Consider the following 17,329-nt stretch of genomic DNA (forward strand, 5'->3'; position numbering starts at 1 on the left):
TCGATCATTCCTTTCCGTGCCGGACCCATTGTCCCAGCTGTTGATATTGCTCCGCCGTACGCGCATGAAGAGGGCTCTGCCCGCTTAACCCCGTATACTCCGTTATCGTCTGATGAATGCCATGTTTCTTAATCGCTTCCTGCAGCTCAACGGCCTCCGGATCATCCGAATAGTCGAAGTGCAGGGCTGCTGCCATGGCGTTGGTCAAATGCGTAACGGTTATCCCGCATTGGTTAGCGAGCGAAGCCGGCCGCACAAGACGGTCTTGCGGCGATAACTTCCGAATCGGTGAGCGGCCAATCCGGACGATTTCGTCAACTAAATAAGGGTTAATGAAGCGCTCAAGTATTTGCTCGATATATTGCGAGTGCGCCGCTTCGTCGAATTGATAGGTTTGTATGAGTGCGGCACCGGACTCCTGCAGCGCTCCTCTAACCTCAGCCACGATGGTCGGGTCCTTCATCGCTTCCTGGATAGTCGTATAGCCCTTCAAGTAGCCATGATAAGCGGCGCAGCAATGTCCGGTATTGACCGTAAACAGCTTGCGCTCGATATAGGGCTCGAGCTGATCGACATAGTGGACGCCGCCGATTTCTTGATGTCCGGGCAGCACGATAGAACGATCGATCGTCCACTCATAGAATGGTTCAACCGTAACCAGCAGCGGATCYTCGTTTTGCTGAAGCGGGACGATCCTGTCTACCGCAGCGTCCGGGAAAGCGACAAGTCGGTCGGCCAGCGTCCGATCCTCAGTCGACAGGTGTTCATAGACCAAATGCTTAAGCGTCGTACTGCCGCCTAAGGCGTTCTCGCATGCAATAATATGAAGAGGCTCCCGGCTGCCCGCTAACCTAAGCTCGATTCCCTTAGCGATGGCGGCAGCAATATGCTTCAGAACCGATACACCGACGGCGGTCGTAACAAGATCGGCCTCTGCGATCGTTCTGGCGACCAAAGATAGATGTTTACCGTTAATGGCGGTAACTTGATCGACAAGAAATGTGTCAGCCTGCTCATTGGCAAGCTTGACGGTATATTGCCGCTTCATCTGCAGGAGGGAAACGAGAGCATCGTTTACATCCACGAAAGCAACCTCATACCCTGATTGATGCAGCAGCAGACCTATAAAACCTCTGCCGATATTGCCGGCTCCAAAGTGAACGGCCTTCATTCCTGCATCCCCGCTTCGAAAATAGATATGAGTTCTTCCTCCGTAGAAGCATTCATAATGCGCTGCATATCCTCTTCTTCAGACACGAGCATAGCGACGTTCGTCAAAATATTCAAATGGTCGTCACCTACCGCCGCTAAACCGATAATTAATCGAGCGGGTTCATCGCCTTCAAAGTCTACGCCTTCGGGTACAGTAAGAATAGCTATGCCTGTCGAGCGGATAAAAGCCTTCGACTCATTCGTACCATGCGGCATGGCAAGACCTCCTCCGATATAGGTGGACAGATCATCCTCTCGCTCAAGCATTTTGCCGATATATTCCGAAGGTACGTGTCCTGCGTCAACAAGCAGTTGCCCGGCCATGCGAATGGCTTCGTATTTGTCTTTCACATTTACATTCAGTTTGATTTTTTCTTTCGCTAAAATAGTCATTGCTTACTCTCTCCAATCCATTTTGTTTTTATATACTGTTCCAGCTTCTTTGATATGAAAGCTTTGATGCTTGCTTTATCGCCATTTTCCAGTATCGCAATCATTTCCGGCAGCAGCAGCATCGCGCTTATTTCGCTCAGCACTTCCAAGCTGGACTTATCCAGCTTTGCAGGTCCCAGCATCATTAATACTTGTTTAACCTTTATCGTTTCATCATCGTTAAGAAGCAGGGACTGATCGTAACGGTACAAGGCGAGCAGCGGCTCTTGAAGCCATTCGCTTCGGGTATGGATTAAGGCAAGCTCCGTATCCGGAATGACAAGACTGCCTTGCTGTTCTCTTGCCAGCAGTTGCGCAGCTATTTTCTCGCTATGGGCCAAAATGTCCGGCTTCCCAATCATCGAGATCATCGGCAGAAACTGTGTTTCTAACTTCAATCGCCGCTCCGAAATGGACAAATCATGAACGGTGAAGCTTTCGAGCAGCCGTAGGATGCTGCCGGAATATTGCTGCAGCAGTGTCAAACGATCCATTGGCGACTGTATAGACGGCTCTGACTCAGCGGCGTGAGAGAGCTTCTTTAAGGTCGTGCTCTCAATATAAGAGCGAAGCTTATCCGTTTCCTCTTGGGTAAGTAGAGGGCTGAGCTTAATGTACTGGCCTGAATCCAAAGGCAGGTCGACGGTCGATATGACCAGGTCATATTGATTCGAAGGCAGCCGTGCGGCTTCGTACCAAGAGTAATGACCCAATAATTCGATTTGCGGCAGCTTCTTCGTTATTCTTACGGCGAGCAGCTTAGATGAACCGATGCCGCTCGTACAAACGAGCACAGCTCTAATTTTTCTCGGGAATTGTTTTACGCGTTCAATGGAAGCGCCGAAATGCATAACAATATAACCGACTTCCTCGTCAGGCACGACAATTGAAGGGATAACCTCATTCACGCCTTGCCGGACCGTGGCGAATAGCTGGGCGTAATCCTTCTTAATTGGCGCCAGCATCGGATTACGTATCGCGATGCCGTCTCTAATCCGCTGAAAGGCCTTTTTTATATGTTGAATTAACCCTTCTAAGAGCGAGCGGTCTTCCAAAAGCGGTATTTGCAGATGATCCTGGGCGTAACGGATCAACAGCGTCACAGACTCGATAATTGACATATCGTCGTGATGAATCAAGAGACTGCTTTCAAAAAAAGCGTTGTTGTCGAGCAATCGGGAAAGGTATCGTTGTTCTTCTAACGGAAGCTGTATATCAAGCAGGTCCAGCAGGCTTCTTAGCAAGCCGATTTCGCCGCCAGTGCCATAATCGTCCGATAGAATCAGATGGTTGTGTTCTATTCGGGTTAACGCAACCGACAGTTTAATAAGCAGTCGGGTGTAATCGGCTTCGGATAAGTCGTTTGGCCAATCGTCGTTAAGCTCCCATAATGCCTGTTCAAGCTTCTTGAAGTTATCCTTGCCGATCATGTCTAGAAGCTGTGCCGTTACAGGATTGGTCTGCGAAACCGTATGGTCTGCGAATTGCCCGAATAAATCGGAATCGTCAAAAAGATTGAGCGCAAGCAAACTAATGAAATGACGTTTCGCTGTTTCAGGGCCAATGAGTTCAACGCCGTAGCCTCTTTTACGGACAAGGGTTAATCCTTGCTTGATAATGGATTGTTCCAGCTCATCAAGGTCGTGGCTGATGGTCGGCATCGTCACGCGCAGCTCGTGAGCGAGCGAGAACAGCTTAATGGGCTCGTCATGCTCAAGGAGTCTGCAGAGAATCAGGGCCTGCCGTTCTTCTGCCGAATATTCGAATGAATCGGTTCTGTCGAATGATTGCTTGAAGTACTCCAGTGTATCCGTGTCGGCTTCGATCCGGATGCCAAGTCCAGAAATTTTATGAAGAAGAATACCGTTTGCGGCTAACAACCGTTCAATATCGTTAAGCTCGCGATGGATCGTCCTCGTGCTCGTTCCGACGATAGCCGCTATATCGGCCACGGTGATTTCATGCTTCCGCTCGAGCAGAAGCACAATAATACGGCGCTGCCTGGTAGACGCTTTTATATGAATCATCCTCCTCCCGAGGAATGAGCATAACGCCGACATGACTCTGTCAGCGTTAGGTAGAGTAGAATTAACTTAGTCTTTGTACGAGCAAATCATACTCTGGACTTTTGAGAAAATTATCGATCGAAATATGCTCCGCATCCGGAGCCTTTTGCCGCGCGCGGTCGGTGAGCGTCTTGTGTGTAATTACAATGTCGGCATCGGCCGGAATATCATTGATTGCCGTATTAATGACCGTGATCGGTAAATCCGCAGCATTTATTTTTTTGCGTAAAATGGAAGCGCCCATCGCGCTTGAACCCATGCCTGCGTCACAGGAAAAGACGATTTTGTTTATTTTCGCCTTCGTTGGCTTCGCCGACTGCGAAACAGACGGAGCTGCCGTACCTTTGGATTCAGCTTTCATTTGCTGAACTTTGTGCGCAGCGAGCTCAAGATCGTTCTCTGAATCATCCGCTTGCTTGCTTGTTTTCAGCAGCAGCGCAGCGACTAGGAACGAGACGATTGTGGCCACTACGACACCGCTAAACATCGCGAGGAAGCCGCCTTTAGGCGTCATCGTAATGTAGGCGATGATACTGCCCGGCGAAGGAGCGGCGACAAGACCGGCACCGAAGATGGAGAAGGTGAACGTTCCTGACACGCCTCCCGCGATAGCGGCAAGAATCAAGCGCGGGTTCATGAGAATGTAAGGGAAATAGATTTCATGAATACCGCCGAAGAAATGGATGACGACAGCGCCCGGAGCAGACTGTTTGACCATGCCTTTACCAAAGAGCCAGTATGCGAGCAGGATGCCAAGACCCGGACCGGGATTGGATTCCAGCATGTAAATGATCGATTGGCCTGCTTTGGATGCCTGATCAAGCGCAAGCGGTCCGAGAATGCCGTGATTGATCGCATTGTTCAGGAACAACACCTTTGCCGGTTCGATCAAAATGTTAGCGAGCGGCAGCAATCCCGTGTTAATTAGGAATTCGACGCCTTGTGCAAGCAGCTTGCTGAAGGTTTCGACTACAGGTCCGATTCCTTTGAAAGCCAGCAGCGCGAGTCCACCGCCGATAATGCCGGAAGAAAAGTTGTTGATCAGCATCTCGAAACCCGAAGGGATTTTGCCTTCAATGGATTTATCGAATTTTTTGAGCAACCATGCGGCAAAAGGTCCAACGATCATCGCGCCGAGAAACATCGGAATATCTGATCCTACAATAACCCCTGCCGTTACGACCGCACCAATGACGCCGCCCCGCACGCCATGAATCATTTGACCGCCGGTATAACCGATGAGTATAGGGAGCAAATAAGTGATCATCGGTCCGACAAGCGTTGCCAGACTTGCGTTCGGAATCCAACCTGTCGGTATGAATAAAGCCGTTATGAGTCCCCAAGCAATAAATGCGCCAATATTCGGCATGACCATGCCGCTTAGAAAACGGCCAAATCGTTGAACGGAAACTTTAACGCCGCCGGATGCCGGTTTATCTGATATCAGTTTACTCATGCAGCAACCTCCCATTTTTTAAAATTTATTCGTTGGTATAGTTCACTTCCAAAACCTAATTTAATCCTAATGTACAGCGCTTACATATTCAATCATTTGAAAAGCAGGTTACGTCATGATGACTGTTGACATCATTTTTCTATTTGCTTGGATTCCGGGTAGTTGGATTATTACAATTATTCGCGGCAAATTGCAATAGGATCTATCCTATCGTTTCAGTAAAATGGGAAGGAAGAAGCAACAGGATGGGAGGAATGAGCCGTAATGGCATACGTGTCGATATGCACGATATCCGATATTGAAGGCGCTGTCATCGATCCATGAGGACGTTGATAATATGAACGATTGCAGAGAGAGGGCAAAAGGATGAATCAGCTAATCGTATATGATGCGCCCAAGGGGGCGGCAAGTAACGACGATTTTATGGTGAGTGTAAGAGTGCCGGGCGGTGAGTGGCAGGAGCTGTTCGTCTACGAGGCGAAGGTGGATATGCATAACGTGAGACGTGCTTCGATGGTTTATTTCGATATGGATGGAACAGTAGAGGTCGCTATCCTATCCAAGCATCTAGTTGTCGAACAAGTAACTATCCGGCCGTTATCGTATGAAATTCCTTTYGAGCAGCAGGGAAATCGGGTCATCTTCAAGCTGGACCGGCCGCGCAAGCTAGCTATTGAAGTGAACGGTGAGCGTTTTGCGAACCTGCACGTGTTCGCGAACAAGATCGATCAAGCTCCGCCGCAGCCAACCGATCCGAACGTACTTATGCTAAAGCCGGCCATTCACCGGACGGAAGATATTTACCGTCTGGCGGCAACGCCAAACGAAACAAGCGGCAAGGCGCCTGACACCATCTATTTCGCGCCGGGCATGCATTACTTGGAGGAAACGCTGCTTCGCATTCCTTCCGGCACAACGGTATACGTTGCAGGAGGTGCAGTCGTGGTAGGCTCTTTCCTCTGCGACAACGTAAAGAATGTAACGATAAAGGGCAGGGGCATCGTCTACTTGTCGGACTTCCACCGGTTCTCTGCATTCCGCGGCGTACGGATTGTGTTCTCAAGCGATATCAGGGTCGAAGGCATCATTACGCTCGATCCGCCGCATTACAGCATCTATATTGGCAAGTCTCGGAACATTCATATCGAGAACTTCAAGTCGTTCAGCACGAGAGGCTGGTCGGACGGCATCGATATGATGGCCAGCGAGAATATTGTCATCGATGATGTATTCCTCCGCACATCGGACGACAGCATCGCGATATACGGAACGAGATGGGACTTTGTCGGCGACACCCGCAACGTAACGGTACGCAATTCGACGTTCTGGGCTGACGTCGCGCATCCGCTTATGATCGGAACACACGGCGACTATCATAAGAACGGCGATACAATTGAAAATATCGTATTCGAAAATATAGATATTCTCGAGCATCACGAGCCTCAGCCGAACTATTGGGGGGCGATGGCGATTAATGCCGGGGACAAAAATACGGTGCGGAACGTCAAATACTCGAATATCCGCGTTGAGGATTTCGAGCTCGGTCAGCTGTTCGATATTCGCGTCGTTTGGAACAAGGATTACAATCCGGTAGCAGGAAACCGCATCGAAAACGTGGAGTTCCGAGATATTACATACAACGGCCGCAACGAGAATCCATCGCGCATTTACGGATTTGACGAAGAGCGGATCGCTGCAGACATCCGTTTCATCAATGTCCGAATCAACGATAAGCTCGTAACGGATGCGGAGAGCGGGAATTTCGACCTGAACGATTTCGTTAAAGATGTGTCGTTCGGCTAGCATAATAAGAAGAAAACCTCACCCCCACGAACCTGGGTTCACGGGCAGTGAGGTTTTCCTGCTTTCATTATTCGGATTTGTTTTCCGTCTCGCAAGCTTCATCGACTGCGGATTGGAATTCCTCTTCATTGCGGGAAGCAAGCTTGTCGCCGTATTGGTCCAAGCGGTCTGGGCTGCTGGAAGGTCCATCGTTATCGGGCTTATTGTTTCTTCCTGACATTGTGCCATTCACCTCCGTTTTTAGAGAAGATTGATTCATGAACAACTTTATTGTTGTTCCAAATCGCAGAGGGATTTATGCATAGCAATCAGTCGAAAAGGCTCAAAAAATAGCCGGTTCACGAACTATGCTAGTATAGAGGTTATGATTGTTTAGATTAGGGCATATACGMGATTTCGCCTCTTTTGCTACGATTAATGGGTACACAGGAATGAATATGAGGGGGAATCGCTTTGAAAAAAAATAAATGGATCGCGTTAGCGATGATCGCTGTTATGACTACCGTAATCGGATGCTCTTCCGGGAACGGCGGCAACGCCGGCGGTAATTCGGATGCATCGGGAGAAGGTACGGAATCCGCACAAAACGCCGACGGCAAATTCGAACCGCCGATTACGATCACGACCGCTCGTCCGGTAGGTTCCGATTATACGTTCATCAATGGCGAGGATATTAACAACAATATTCACAACAAATGGACGAAGGAAAAGCTGGGCATCGAAATCAAGGATCTGTGGAACACGACCGATAATGGCGCCTATCATACGAAGCTTAGACTTTCCCTGACGACGCAGGATCAACTTCCGGACGTGTTCATCGTTCAGGATCAGAACCTGATTGCCGATCTCATTCAGTCGGGCAAGGTGAAGGATATCTCGAAGGATTTCGAAGCGTATGCCAGCGATCGGATCAAAAAGCTGTATGAGGAAAACAACGCATCGCTGAATCAAGTGAAGAAGGGGGAACAGCTTCTAGGTCTTCCGATCTTCTCGGCTGGCGACGGAACGAATCCGGTCTTGTGGGTACGTCAGGACTGGCTCGATAAGCTGAACCTGAAGGCTCCGACAACGATCGAAGAATTCGAAACGGTGATGGACGCATTCACCAATCAAGATCCGGACGGCAACGGCACGAAGGATACGTTCGGCTTCAGCTTGTCCGGAAGAAACGGCTTCTCCAATTGGATGTCCGACGTAAGCTTTGTCTTCGGCGCCTATACGGGCAAGTTCATTCCCGGCACTTGGCAGCAAGGAAGCGACGGCAGCTTGAAATACGGGTCCGTGCAGCCGGAAATCAAGAGCGGCCTAGGCAAGCTGCAAGAATGGTATAAAAAAGGCTACCTTGATCCGGAGCTAGCTGCCATTGACGAAGTGAAAGCGACCGAAAGCTTCATCCAAGGCAAGTCGGGCATGATTGCCGCTCCATTCTGGGCGATGGGCTGGCCGCTCGGAGACGTAGCGGGAACGAACCCGGACGCGAAGCTAAGAGCGTACCCGTTGCCGACRGGATCGGACGGTAAATCGGCTCGTTATACCGGCTATATCAACGAAGGCAAAGTGATGATGTTCAACAAGGATTTCGAACATATGGACGCATTCTTCTTGTACATGGACAAAATTTACGACAATCAATTCGAAACCGGCGACTTCAAGGACGGATTTTTTGAAGGCTACGATTACGCGATCGTCGACGGCAAGCCGGAATATGATTCGAAGAAGTTCCCGACGCCGCTTGAGGCGGCTGCATCATCGAGCAAATACAACTTGTTCTGGAACGTACCTGCTATCCCTTTCCAAGGATCAGCGAACTATGATTACATGTTTAACGGCGGAGAGCCAACCACGAGAGCGCATAGAGAAATTATGATTCAAGATCCGGAGATGGTACGTGCTGGAGCACTTAACTATCAAATGGCCGGAATCAACGCGCCAACCGAATTTTTGGGAGCGCCGACCGAGACGATGAGAAACAAAGGCRATAACCTGAAAACGATGGAGCTTGAGACGTTCGCCAAAATCATCTACGGCAACGAGTCCATCGATAAATTCGATTCCTTCGTTGCGGATTGGAAGAGCAAAGGCGGCGACCAAATCGAGAAAGAAATCAACGAATGGTATAAGAGCGTGAATCCGTAAAGACAAAACAGGGGCTGCACCGGAGGAGTTGATTCCACGGGGGCAGCCCTTTTGCATATTATCGATTGCGGAAGTTCTGAGGCGTAAGCTGATGGAATTCTTTGAAAATATGGATGAAATATTGCGTTTTCTGATAACCGATTTCCTTGGCGATATCGGAAACTTTTTTGTTCGTGCCCATGAGCAGTTCCGCGGCTTTCTCCATTCGAACGCGCAGGATGTAAGTAGACAAGCTTTCCCCGGTTTCCTTCTTGTACAATCGGGACAAGTAGACGGGATGCAGATAGACATGCTCGCTGACCCTTGTGAGAGAGACGTCCTCGTGCAGATGAAGCGCGATATACTCATGGATCTGGCGAATAATATGGTTGCGGTTAGGGGTTGATTCCTGTAGCGAGCGCTTGAACTGGTCGATGATCGATAACGCCCACTCCATGATCGCATCCGTCGATTTGAAATAAAACGATTCGGGCTGCAGGGGATGACCGACAAGGTCGGCGAACGAATCTCCCTGTTTGTGCGCAATGTAAGAGAAGCTGCTGAACAAGTAATAAACGATCTCCATAAGCTGCTGCTGCGATTGGCAAGGGGGACTGTTCAACTCCGCCATAATAAGCTCCAGCTTGCCGTTCACTTCCTCCCAGCGTCCGGTCTCCATCAACTGCTGGATGGTAGGCGACTGATGAAGCTGCACGAGCGGCTTCAGCTCCTTCCGTGGCTCATCTTGATCGAGTGTCCGCATGACGCCGCTGCGCGTTCCGATAGAACGGCCGAAGCCGTTAAGTGCCAGCAGGTATTGACGATATAGCTCGTGCCGGTAGGGAAAAGCGCTCGTGAGCAGGATGGAAACGGGCCGTTTCATGTATTGCAGAACGGCCTGCTGCAGGTCGCAGGTACGTTGCTGCAGATGCTCATGTGAACCGAATCGTTGGATGGGAAGCAGCAGGACAATGAATCGATAGGAATCCTTGCATGACCAAAGGGACGGAATGTCGTTTATTTTGCCGTATAAAATTTCCTCCGCCATATTGAGCAAGCCGTAGCTGAACAGCTCGAAGTCTTCCCGCGTTGCTTCCTCGCTTCCCGTTTCGATTCGAATCAACGCAAGCGCGCACTCCTCATCCGGTCCGATTGGCAATTGAAGGGCATGCAGATGCCGCTGCATCTCATCCGGCCCGTATTTGCGGCCCAGCAGCAGATCAAGCAGCAAATGCTCGCGCATGCGGTGAATGCCCAGTTTCACCATGTCGTTAGCGGCCGATAAGTGCTCGCTTTGCCTCTTCTCCTCGTCTATGAGGACTAGAACCTTCTGCAAGCAGGAGACGACTTCATCCTCGGTCACGGGCTTAAGCAAATAATCGGCAGCCCCGTGCTGCAGCGCTTTCCGGGCATATTCGAACTCTGAATAACCGGATAACAGCACAACCTTAAGGTCAGAATAGTCTTCGCGCAATACCGCGAGCAGCTCCAATCCGCTCGTCTCGGGCATTTTAATATCGGTTACGACGATTTGCAGCTCGGTGTTCCGGGCAATCTCGAGAGCCTCCTCGGCCGAGCCGGCCTTATATATGGTTATATCGCCAATTCGTGACCAAGGGATCTGCTCCTCCAAAAAATCAAGCACGTAATCCTCGTCATCCACTAATAAGACGTTCATCTCTTTGACCCAGCTCCCTATGCGATAGTTGTAGATGAAGCGTAACCCGCAAACCGCCCCATTCGTTGACMGAGAAAGTTAGTCCGGAATGGCCGCCGTATCGGTTCATTAACCGGTTATGGACATTGCTTAGTCCGCAGCCCATTCCATCGCCGGCAACGCTGCTGCCGTGTACGCTATCGATAAGCGACTGAAGCTTCTCTCCCGGCAACCCGTGACCGTCGTCGTCGACGTGAATCAAGTACTGGTCGCCGCGCGCAATGCCCTCGATATGAACTCTTCCGGACGTCCTTTTCTGTTCGATGCCGTGCACGATCGCGTTCTCGACGATCGGCTGCAGCAGAAGGGTCGGCACCGAAAGGTTAAGCATGGCGGAAGGGATATCGATTTCGTAAGACAGCCGCTTGTTGCGAAGCGACTGCACCTCCAAATAGCTTTCGATGAGCCGGATTTCGTCCTCGAGCGTCGTTATCGATCCTGCCTTGCGGGTGATATACCGGTAGAACTCGGACAAGTTCTTGGCCATCGAAACGACGGCCGCGGGCGATTTGTTCGCCATGCTCACGATATAGAACAAGCAATTATATAGAAAATGGGGATTGATCTGGGACTGCAAATGCTTGTACTCGGCTTCCCGCGTCCGTACCTTCTCCTCGTACACGTTCTCGATCAACGACTGTATGCGCGAGGCCATCTCGTTGAATCGCTCGAACAAATAGTCGAATTCGTTGTTCGTCCTTACCGTGGCTCTGCTGGCATAATCGCCGGAGCCCAGCGCTTCGAGCTTCCGTACCAGATAGCCGAACGRCTTGCGGAAATGGCTGTAAAACAAATAAGAAATCATGATGCCCGCGACGGCAAGGAAGGCGAGGCTTCCATTGACAAGCCAGTTCACTTTTTGCAGCGGCCCAAGAAACTCGTCCAGCCGAATGTAACTGACGAGCGTACCGCCGAGCGAAGGACTGAACACGAACTGAACCAAATATTGCTCGCCGTCCGCCCCCATAACGGAAAGCTTCGGATGAGTGATTTCGTCGGTATCGAGCTCGCCTTGTTCGATTAAATGCATGGCCAAATCCATATCAACGTTGCTGCTCCGAATAATGTCCGAGCCAGGAAAATAGAAAAACGACGTGCCGTTGCCGGATGCGTCAAGCCCGGTCAATACGGAGGTCAAATAACGGCTTGATATCGCAGTCTCGACGACGGATACGGTATTGCTTAGATCGGGCGCCGCGATCGCCGGGAAGGAGAACAATAAGCGGAATGAAAGCAAGCCCTCGTTGTTGTCTACGATCCACCGGTTCATCGGCTTATTGGCGAGCTGCTCGTAATTGTAGGGCAATGTGCCTTCCGATGTAATCGATTCCTCAATGGACGGCCAGTGTACCGTTAGTTCAGAAATGAGAGGCTCGGCCTGGCTTTGCAGCACCAGCTTTTCCTCGATCGTTTTGCGCATGAACAGGTGGTTCAAATATTCCGGAAAATCCGATGAGCTGGCATAACCTCTGATCGTGGAATCGTTGACAAGCATCAGCGTCTGGGTTTCGAGCTGGCGAAGCGACTGTTCAAGCTGCCCCATCGTAAATTCCAACTGTTTGGCCGCCGATTCCTCGAGCGTATGCTTGACTACTTGTTTACTTGCTTCATTCGCATAGGCAAATAATAGAGTTGCGGGAATAAGAAGCAGAGCAAGCATAATGAGCAGCTTTTGAAATATTTTATATTTTATCACGCTGGGCACCGCCTATTTCGGATTTAACCAAAGAGGTTATGAGAGTGGTTATAGATGTTAAGACCTTATCATAGGTGGGCTCCAGGCCCGTTGATATAATAGTAGCAGAAGTAGATGAATGCGCAATCATGGGAAATGAGAGAGGGGAAATACGCATGGAAAGCGGGATTGGAAAGCAGGCGGCAACGCCTACCGCGATCAATAGGGAGTCGAAATGGTTAAGGGGACTTAAAAAAACATGGCCGCTGCATTTGCTCATCTTGCCGGCTACGGTTATCGCAATCGTCTTTCATTATTTTCCTATACTCGGGCTCGTAATGGCCTTTCAGGACTATAAGCCATGGCTTGGTTTCTTCAAGTCGGATTGGGTAGGATTCAAGCATTTCGAGTCTTTGTTTATGTTCGACGAGTCCGTGCAAGTGATCTGGAACACGCTTATTATTTCCATACTTAAGATCGTATTCGGATTGTTCGTACCGATCGGTATCGCCTTGCTGCTCAACGAGGTTCGCAAGGTCGGAATCAAGCGCAGCATCCAAACGCTCGTCTACCTGCCGCACTTCTTGTCATGGGTTATTCTAGGCGGCATCTTAATCGATCTGTTGTCGGTCAAGGGCGGTTTGGTGAATCGAATGCTGACAGACTGGTTCGGCATGGCGCCGATCTTCTTCCTGGGAGATGGTGATTGGTTCCGATTCATCATTGTAGTCAGCGATATATGGAAAGAATTCGGTTTCGCGATGATCATTTATTTGGCGGCTATCGCCGGCGTAAATCCGGCTCTGTACGAGGCGGCTGAAGTAGATGGAGCGACGCGATTCCAGCAAACGATCCATGTAACGTTGTCGGTCATGCTGCCGATCATCGTCGTCGTTGCGACCCTTCAGCTAGGCAATGTCCTTAACGCCGGCTTCGACCAAATATTCAACCTGTATAATCCGCTCGTCTACAGTAAAGGCGATGTCATAGACACGTTTGTCTACCGATCGGCGATGCTTAAAGGAGACTTCAGCTTCGCGACGGCAGTCGGACTGTTCAAATCGATCATCAGCTTCGTTCTGATTATCGTCTCGTACCGATTAGCTTACCGGTTCGGCAACTATCGGATTTTCTAAAGAAAGAGGAGAGAGCGAATGTATCACAAATCTACCGGATATCGAATGTTCAGCATCTTCAATCATCTCTTCCTGATCGCGCTATCGTTGCTGTGCATCCTGCCGCTTATGCATGTGCTAGCCGTATCCTTCAGCGGAAAGTCGGCGGCAACGGCGAATATCGTCAATCTATGGCCGGTAGACTTCACGTTGGAGTCTTACGAGAAAACGATCAATAATCCGGCTTTCATTCGGGCTTTATTTTATTCACTGTACCGGACTTTGTTGGGGACAGCAATCGGCATGGCGGTGATCGTATTTGCCGGATATGCGCTGTCCAAGCGCAATGCCGCGTTCAAGAGCCGCAACGTCTACATGTGGTTTTTCGTATTCACGATGCTGTTCTCGGGCGGTTTGGTTCCTGGTTACATCCTTGTTACCGAGCTGCATCTCATTAACACGATCTGGGCGCTTATATTGCCGACAGCGCTTAGCGTATACAATATGATTTTGCTCATGAACTTCTTCCGTACGATACCAGCCGAATTAGAAGAAGCGGCGCTCATCGACGGGGCGGGCTTGTTCCGGATCTTGTTCAGCATTCACTTGCCCGTGTCGATGCCTGCGCTCGCGACGATTACGCTATTCACGCTGGTCGGGCATTGGAACTCGTGGTTCGACGGCCTGATCTATATGATGGATACAAAAAAATACCCGCTCGCGACTTTCCTGCAAACGGTTGTCGTACAGCAGGACTTCAGCAAAATGAGCATCAATCCGCAGGATATGGAGAACCTGTCGCAGCGGACGGTTAAAGCGGCGCAAATTTTTATCGGCGCGCTGCCGATCCTGCTCGTCTACCCGTTTCTACAGAAATATTTCGTCAAAGGCATCGTGCTCGGCGCGGTGAAAGAATAGACAAGGAGCTGATCGCGAATGGACTTTCAAATTCCGATAGAGGCGTTCCGTCCGGAACCAGGTACGGTTATGGAAATGGCGGGCGAGAGCGGGTTTCGAATCCTAACGTCGCCGAATGGCGGCGGTTTGCAGCTTGCTGCGGAGGCTTGTCCCGTCAATGCGTGGGAGGACTATGCGTATTTGGCTGCAGACGTCTACCATGAATCCCATGACGTCCTCGTCGTGTTGTTCACGTTCGAAGATGCATCCGGCAGATGGATTGCCGTTCATTACGGCATATTGCCGAGGGTAACAACGAGAATAGCTCTGCCGTTGTCGGCGCTGAACGGCGAGAAGCTGTTCCTCGATCGTTCGCCGGGCGTCATGCAATCGGTGCTCCGGGGGGATGCATTCGTCGACCGAAACCGAATCGTGCGATTCGCGTTATCGACGATTCCATCCGTTACGCCGCGAAAGGTGGAAGTATCCGGTTTAACGTTGCGCCAAGCCGTAGAGCCGATTGCATATGAACCTTCGCCATATATTGATGAACTGGGGCAGCTGCTGGGTAAGGAATGGGAAGGGAAGATGCAAAGCGAAGCTCAGCTCATCCGCGCGTTAAGAGAGGAATGGGAAACATCGCAATCAAGCGAGGAGTCCCCTCTTCGCACGAATCTTTCGCCTTACGGCGGTTGGAAGAAACTGCGATTCGAAGCATCCGGATTTTTCCGAACGGAGCATGACGGAGAGCGGTGGTGGTTCGTCGATCCGGACGGCTATGCTTTGTTCAGCACAGGCATGGACTGCATCCATCCAGCGGAAACTGCTCGACTCGAAGGCATGGAGCCTCTGGTTCCGGAGCTTCCTGCACGAGAGGGGGAGTTCCGCGACGCTTGGTCCAGCCGCGGGTACAGCTTCGGTATCGCCAATTTGATTCGCGCATTCGGCGCGCAGTGGCGGGACAGATGGACGGACCTGACGGAATATCGGATGAAATCGTGGGGGATGAATACGATCGGCAACTGGTCAAGCGCCGAGTATATTCGCAGCTCGGAGCTGCCTTACGTGTATCCAATGGAACGTTTTCCTACTACGGCGAAGACGATATTCCGAGACTTCCCGGATGTATTCGATCCGGAGTACGATGCCAATGCGGCGCTGTTCTCTAATCAGTTAATTGGAATGCGGGACGATCGCCGGCTTATTGGGTACTTCATGCGGAACGAGCCGCAGTGGGCGTTCGTTGATGGGTTAAATCTAACTGAGCAAATGCTCAGATCGCCCGTCCGATTCCTGAGCAAGGAACGCTTCGTAGCTCGGATGAAGGAGAAATACAATGCATCTGTCGCTGCATTGAACACGGCATGGGGCAGCAGCTTCGGGAATTTCGAGCAGTTGTACGACGGCGTAAACATGGACTCGTTGCCTGATAGCGCTGATCGCGATGCAGACTTCGCGGCATTCAATCGTCTTATGATTCGGCGATACGTGGAGGTGCCGGCCAAGTATTGCAAGGAAGTTGATCCGCATCATTTGAACCTTGGCATGCGATATGCTTGGGTAGGGAGCGACGATATATTGGAAGGGTGCGAGGCGTTCGACGTGTTCTCGATTAATTGCTATCAATTCGAACCGGATCGGGCGTTCATCGAGCGTATCGGCAGTAAGCTGAATAGGCCGCTTATGATCGGCGAATTCCACTTCGGCGCGGCGGATGCCGGCATGTTGGCATACGGCATTCGCGCCGTTCCGACACAGGCTGATCGAGGACTGGCGTATCAATATTTCGTCGAGCAGGCTGCTTCCATACCGGAATTAATCGGCGTTCATTATTTTCAGTTAAACGACCAGGCCGTGCTAGGCCGCTTCGACGGGGAGAACTATCAGATCGGCGCCGTGGACGGCTGTCAGCAGCCGTATCGCCCATTCGTAGAAGCGATGCAGCGGACGCATGAGAGGATGTACGATATACGAATTGGCCAATTGTCACCTAGCTCGGTCTGTCCGAAAGAAATACCGAAAACGGGTTTCTGAATGTATTAGAGGGGATTTGTTCTTTTGAGTGGAAAAAGTCCAGCCAAACAGCTTTTTTTGAGTAATTAAGGGTAGCGTCAAGAAGTTTGTGTAAGAAGGTAGGAATATCCATTGGGGAGACGGGTGTGAGTTGTGTTTGAATATTCTGAAAAAATAGTCGGTAGGGGCTTAGCTCCTATTCGACTGGAACTTATTGGTTAACCAATGGCCTGTGGATAGCGTTCCTCGAACATCTCAGCCAGTTCCTTTTTGACTTCCGTCATACCGAAACCAGGTGTGATGCGCTCCGCATACCTATCGTTGTACTCGATGGATTGCATGTAGACGACTTTCTCAGCCGCATCCATGTTCGTCAAGCTGTTCATGGGCTTGAGCCGTTTGCGGAATTCCTTATTCATGCGCTCGATGGCATTTGAAGTATAGATGGCGTTCTTAATTTCTTTGGGGTACTTGTAAAACGTCAGCAGGGTCGACAATTGGTTTTCCCATGATTTCATTTCCTTCGGGTAAAGCTTGCCCCACTTGTCTTTAACCGTATCGAAGGCAGCAAGAGCCATGTCGTGGTCGATCGCGTTGTAGATCGTCTTTAGATCGTTAATGACGTCTGTCTTATGCTCGACGCGGATCTTCGGAAAAGTGGAACGTACCTTGTGCACGATGCAGTGCTGCACATCAGCCTTCGGATAGGTCTCCCGGAAAGCCTCATCCAATCCGGGAAGGCCGTCGAACACGCCGAGCAGCACTTCTTTGGCCCCTCGGCTGTAGAGATCTTTCAGCACCTCGCGCCACCCGTTAGAACTCTCCTGG

The 17,329-nt window shown here is 50.5% G+C and carries 13 protein-coding genes; 5 read left to right on the plus strand and 8 right to left on the minus strand.

Features of this window, described 5'->3' with window-relative positions; all coding sequences use genetic code 11:
- Positions 1-4: 4 nt before the first annotated feature.
- The 4 genes from AB4Z33_RS16445 to AB4Z33_RS16460 all read right to left on the minus strand — a co-directional run bounded on the left by AB4Z33_RS16445 (position 5) and on the right by AB4Z33_RS16460 (position 5,166).
- Positions 5-1,171 carry a mannitol-1-phosphate 5-dehydrogenase gene (locus tag AB4Z33_RS16445; protein WP_442050937.1) on the minus strand — a complete coding sequence of 389 codons (1,167 nt, stop codon included), beginning with the start codon at positions 1,169-1,171 and terminating at the stop codon, positions 5-7.
- Positions 1,168-1,605, minus strand: a complete 438-nt coding sequence (locus tag AB4Z33_RS16450; protein ID WP_442050938.1) for a PTS sugar transporter subunit IIA — start codon at positions 1,603-1,605, stop codon at positions 1,168-1,170. The genes AB4Z33_RS16445 and AB4Z33_RS16450 overlap by 4 nt, the downstream gene beginning before the upstream one ends.
- The gene (locus AB4Z33_RS16455; protein WP_442050939.1) at positions 1,602-3,671 is read right to left on the minus strand and encodes a BglG family transcription antiterminator; all 2,070 of its coding nucleotides are present in this window, start codon (positions 3,669-3,671) and stop codon (positions 1,602-1,604) included. Before AB4Z33_RS16455 ends, AB4Z33_RS16450 begins: the two co-directional genes overlap by 4 nt.
- Positions 3,672-3,732: 61 nt before the next feature.
- Positions 3,733-5,166 (minus strand): PTS mannitol transporter subunit IICB, encoded by a 1,434-nt coding sequence (locus AB4Z33_RS16460; RefSeq protein WP_442050940.1) that lies wholly within the window; start codon positions 5,164-5,166, stop codon positions 3,733-3,735.
- 366 nt (positions 5,167-5,532) lie between these two features.
- On the opposite strand from AB4Z33_RS16460, the gene AB4Z33_RS16465 reads away from it, so the two are divergent.
- Entirely contained in the window at positions 5,533-6,969 is a 1,437-nt protein-coding gene (locus AB4Z33_RS16465) for a glycosyl hydrolase family 28 protein (protein WP_442050941.1), read from the plus strand.
- Positions 6,970-7,036: 67 nt separating this feature from the next.
- On the opposite strand, the gene AB4Z33_RS16470 is transcribed toward AB4Z33_RS16465, so the two are convergent.
- A complete protein-coding gene (locus AB4Z33_RS16470) occupies positions 7,037-7,189 on the minus strand; it encodes a hypothetical protein (protein WP_442050942.1) in 153 nt (50 codons plus the stop codon).
- 233 nt (positions 7,190-7,422) lie between these two features.
- Between AB4Z33_RS16470 and AB4Z33_RS16475 the strand changes: the two genes are divergently transcribed.
- On the plus strand, positions 7,423-9,105 hold the full coding sequence (locus tag AB4Z33_RS16475; RefSeq protein ID WP_442050943.1) for an extracellular solute-binding protein: 1,683 nt from the start codon (positions 7,423-7,425) through the stop codon (positions 9,103-9,105).
- 58 nt (positions 9,106-9,163) lie between these two features.
- Here AB4Z33_RS16475 and AB4Z33_RS16480 read toward each other — a convergent pair whose 3' ends face one another.
- Together AB4Z33_RS16480 and AB4Z33_RS16485 are read right to left on the minus strand one after the other, a co-directional pair.
- Positions 9,164-10,762, minus strand: coding sequence for a response regulator transcription factor (locus AB4Z33_RS16480; protein WP_442050944.1), 1,599 nt, complete (start codon positions 10,760-10,762; stop codon positions 9,164-9,166).
- Positions 10,740-12,497: a sensor histidine kinase gene (locus AB4Z33_RS16485; RefSeq protein WP_442050945.1), complete on the minus strand. Its 1,758-nt coding sequence runs from the start codon at positions 12,495-12,497 to the stop codon at positions 10,740-10,742. Before AB4Z33_RS16485 ends, AB4Z33_RS16480 begins: the two co-directional genes overlap by 23 nt.
- A 155-nt stretch (positions 12,498-12,652) precedes the next feature.
- On the opposite strand from AB4Z33_RS16485, the gene AB4Z33_RS16490 reads away from it, so the two are divergent.
- From AB4Z33_RS16490 to AB4Z33_RS16500, 3 genes are read left to right on the plus strand one after another with little or no spacing between them, the layout of a single operon-like run.
- Positions 12,653-13,612, plus strand: coding sequence for an ABC transporter permease (locus tag AB4Z33_RS16490; RefSeq protein WP_442050949.1), 960 nt, complete (start codon positions 12,653-12,655; stop codon positions 13,610-13,612).
- Positions 13,613-13,630: 18 nt separating this feature from the next.
- Positions 13,631-14,509 carry a carbohydrate ABC transporter permease gene (locus AB4Z33_RS16495; RefSeq protein ID WP_442050946.1) on the plus strand — a complete coding sequence of 293 codons (879 nt, stop codon included), beginning with the start codon at positions 13,631-13,633 and terminating at the stop codon, positions 14,507-14,509.
- Positions 14,510-14,527: 18 nt separating this feature from the next.
- Positions 14,528-16,522, plus strand: a complete 1,995-nt coding sequence (locus AB4Z33_RS16500) for a hypothetical protein (RefSeq protein ID WP_442050947.1) — start codon at positions 14,528-14,530, stop codon at positions 16,520-16,522.
- A 197-nt stretch (positions 16,523-16,719) separates the two neighbouring features.
- Here AB4Z33_RS16500 and AB4Z33_RS16505 read toward each other — a convergent pair.
- A partial coding sequence (locus AB4Z33_RS16505; RefSeq protein WP_442050948.1) for an IS256 family transposase occupies positions 16,720-17,329 on the minus strand: 610 nt, incomplete at its 5' end.

The sequence above is a fragment of the Paenibacillus sp. 2TAB19 genome (assembly GCF_052115185.1).
Classification (GTDB): Bacteria; Bacillota; Bacilli; order Paenibacillales; family Paenibacillaceae; genus Pristimantibacillus.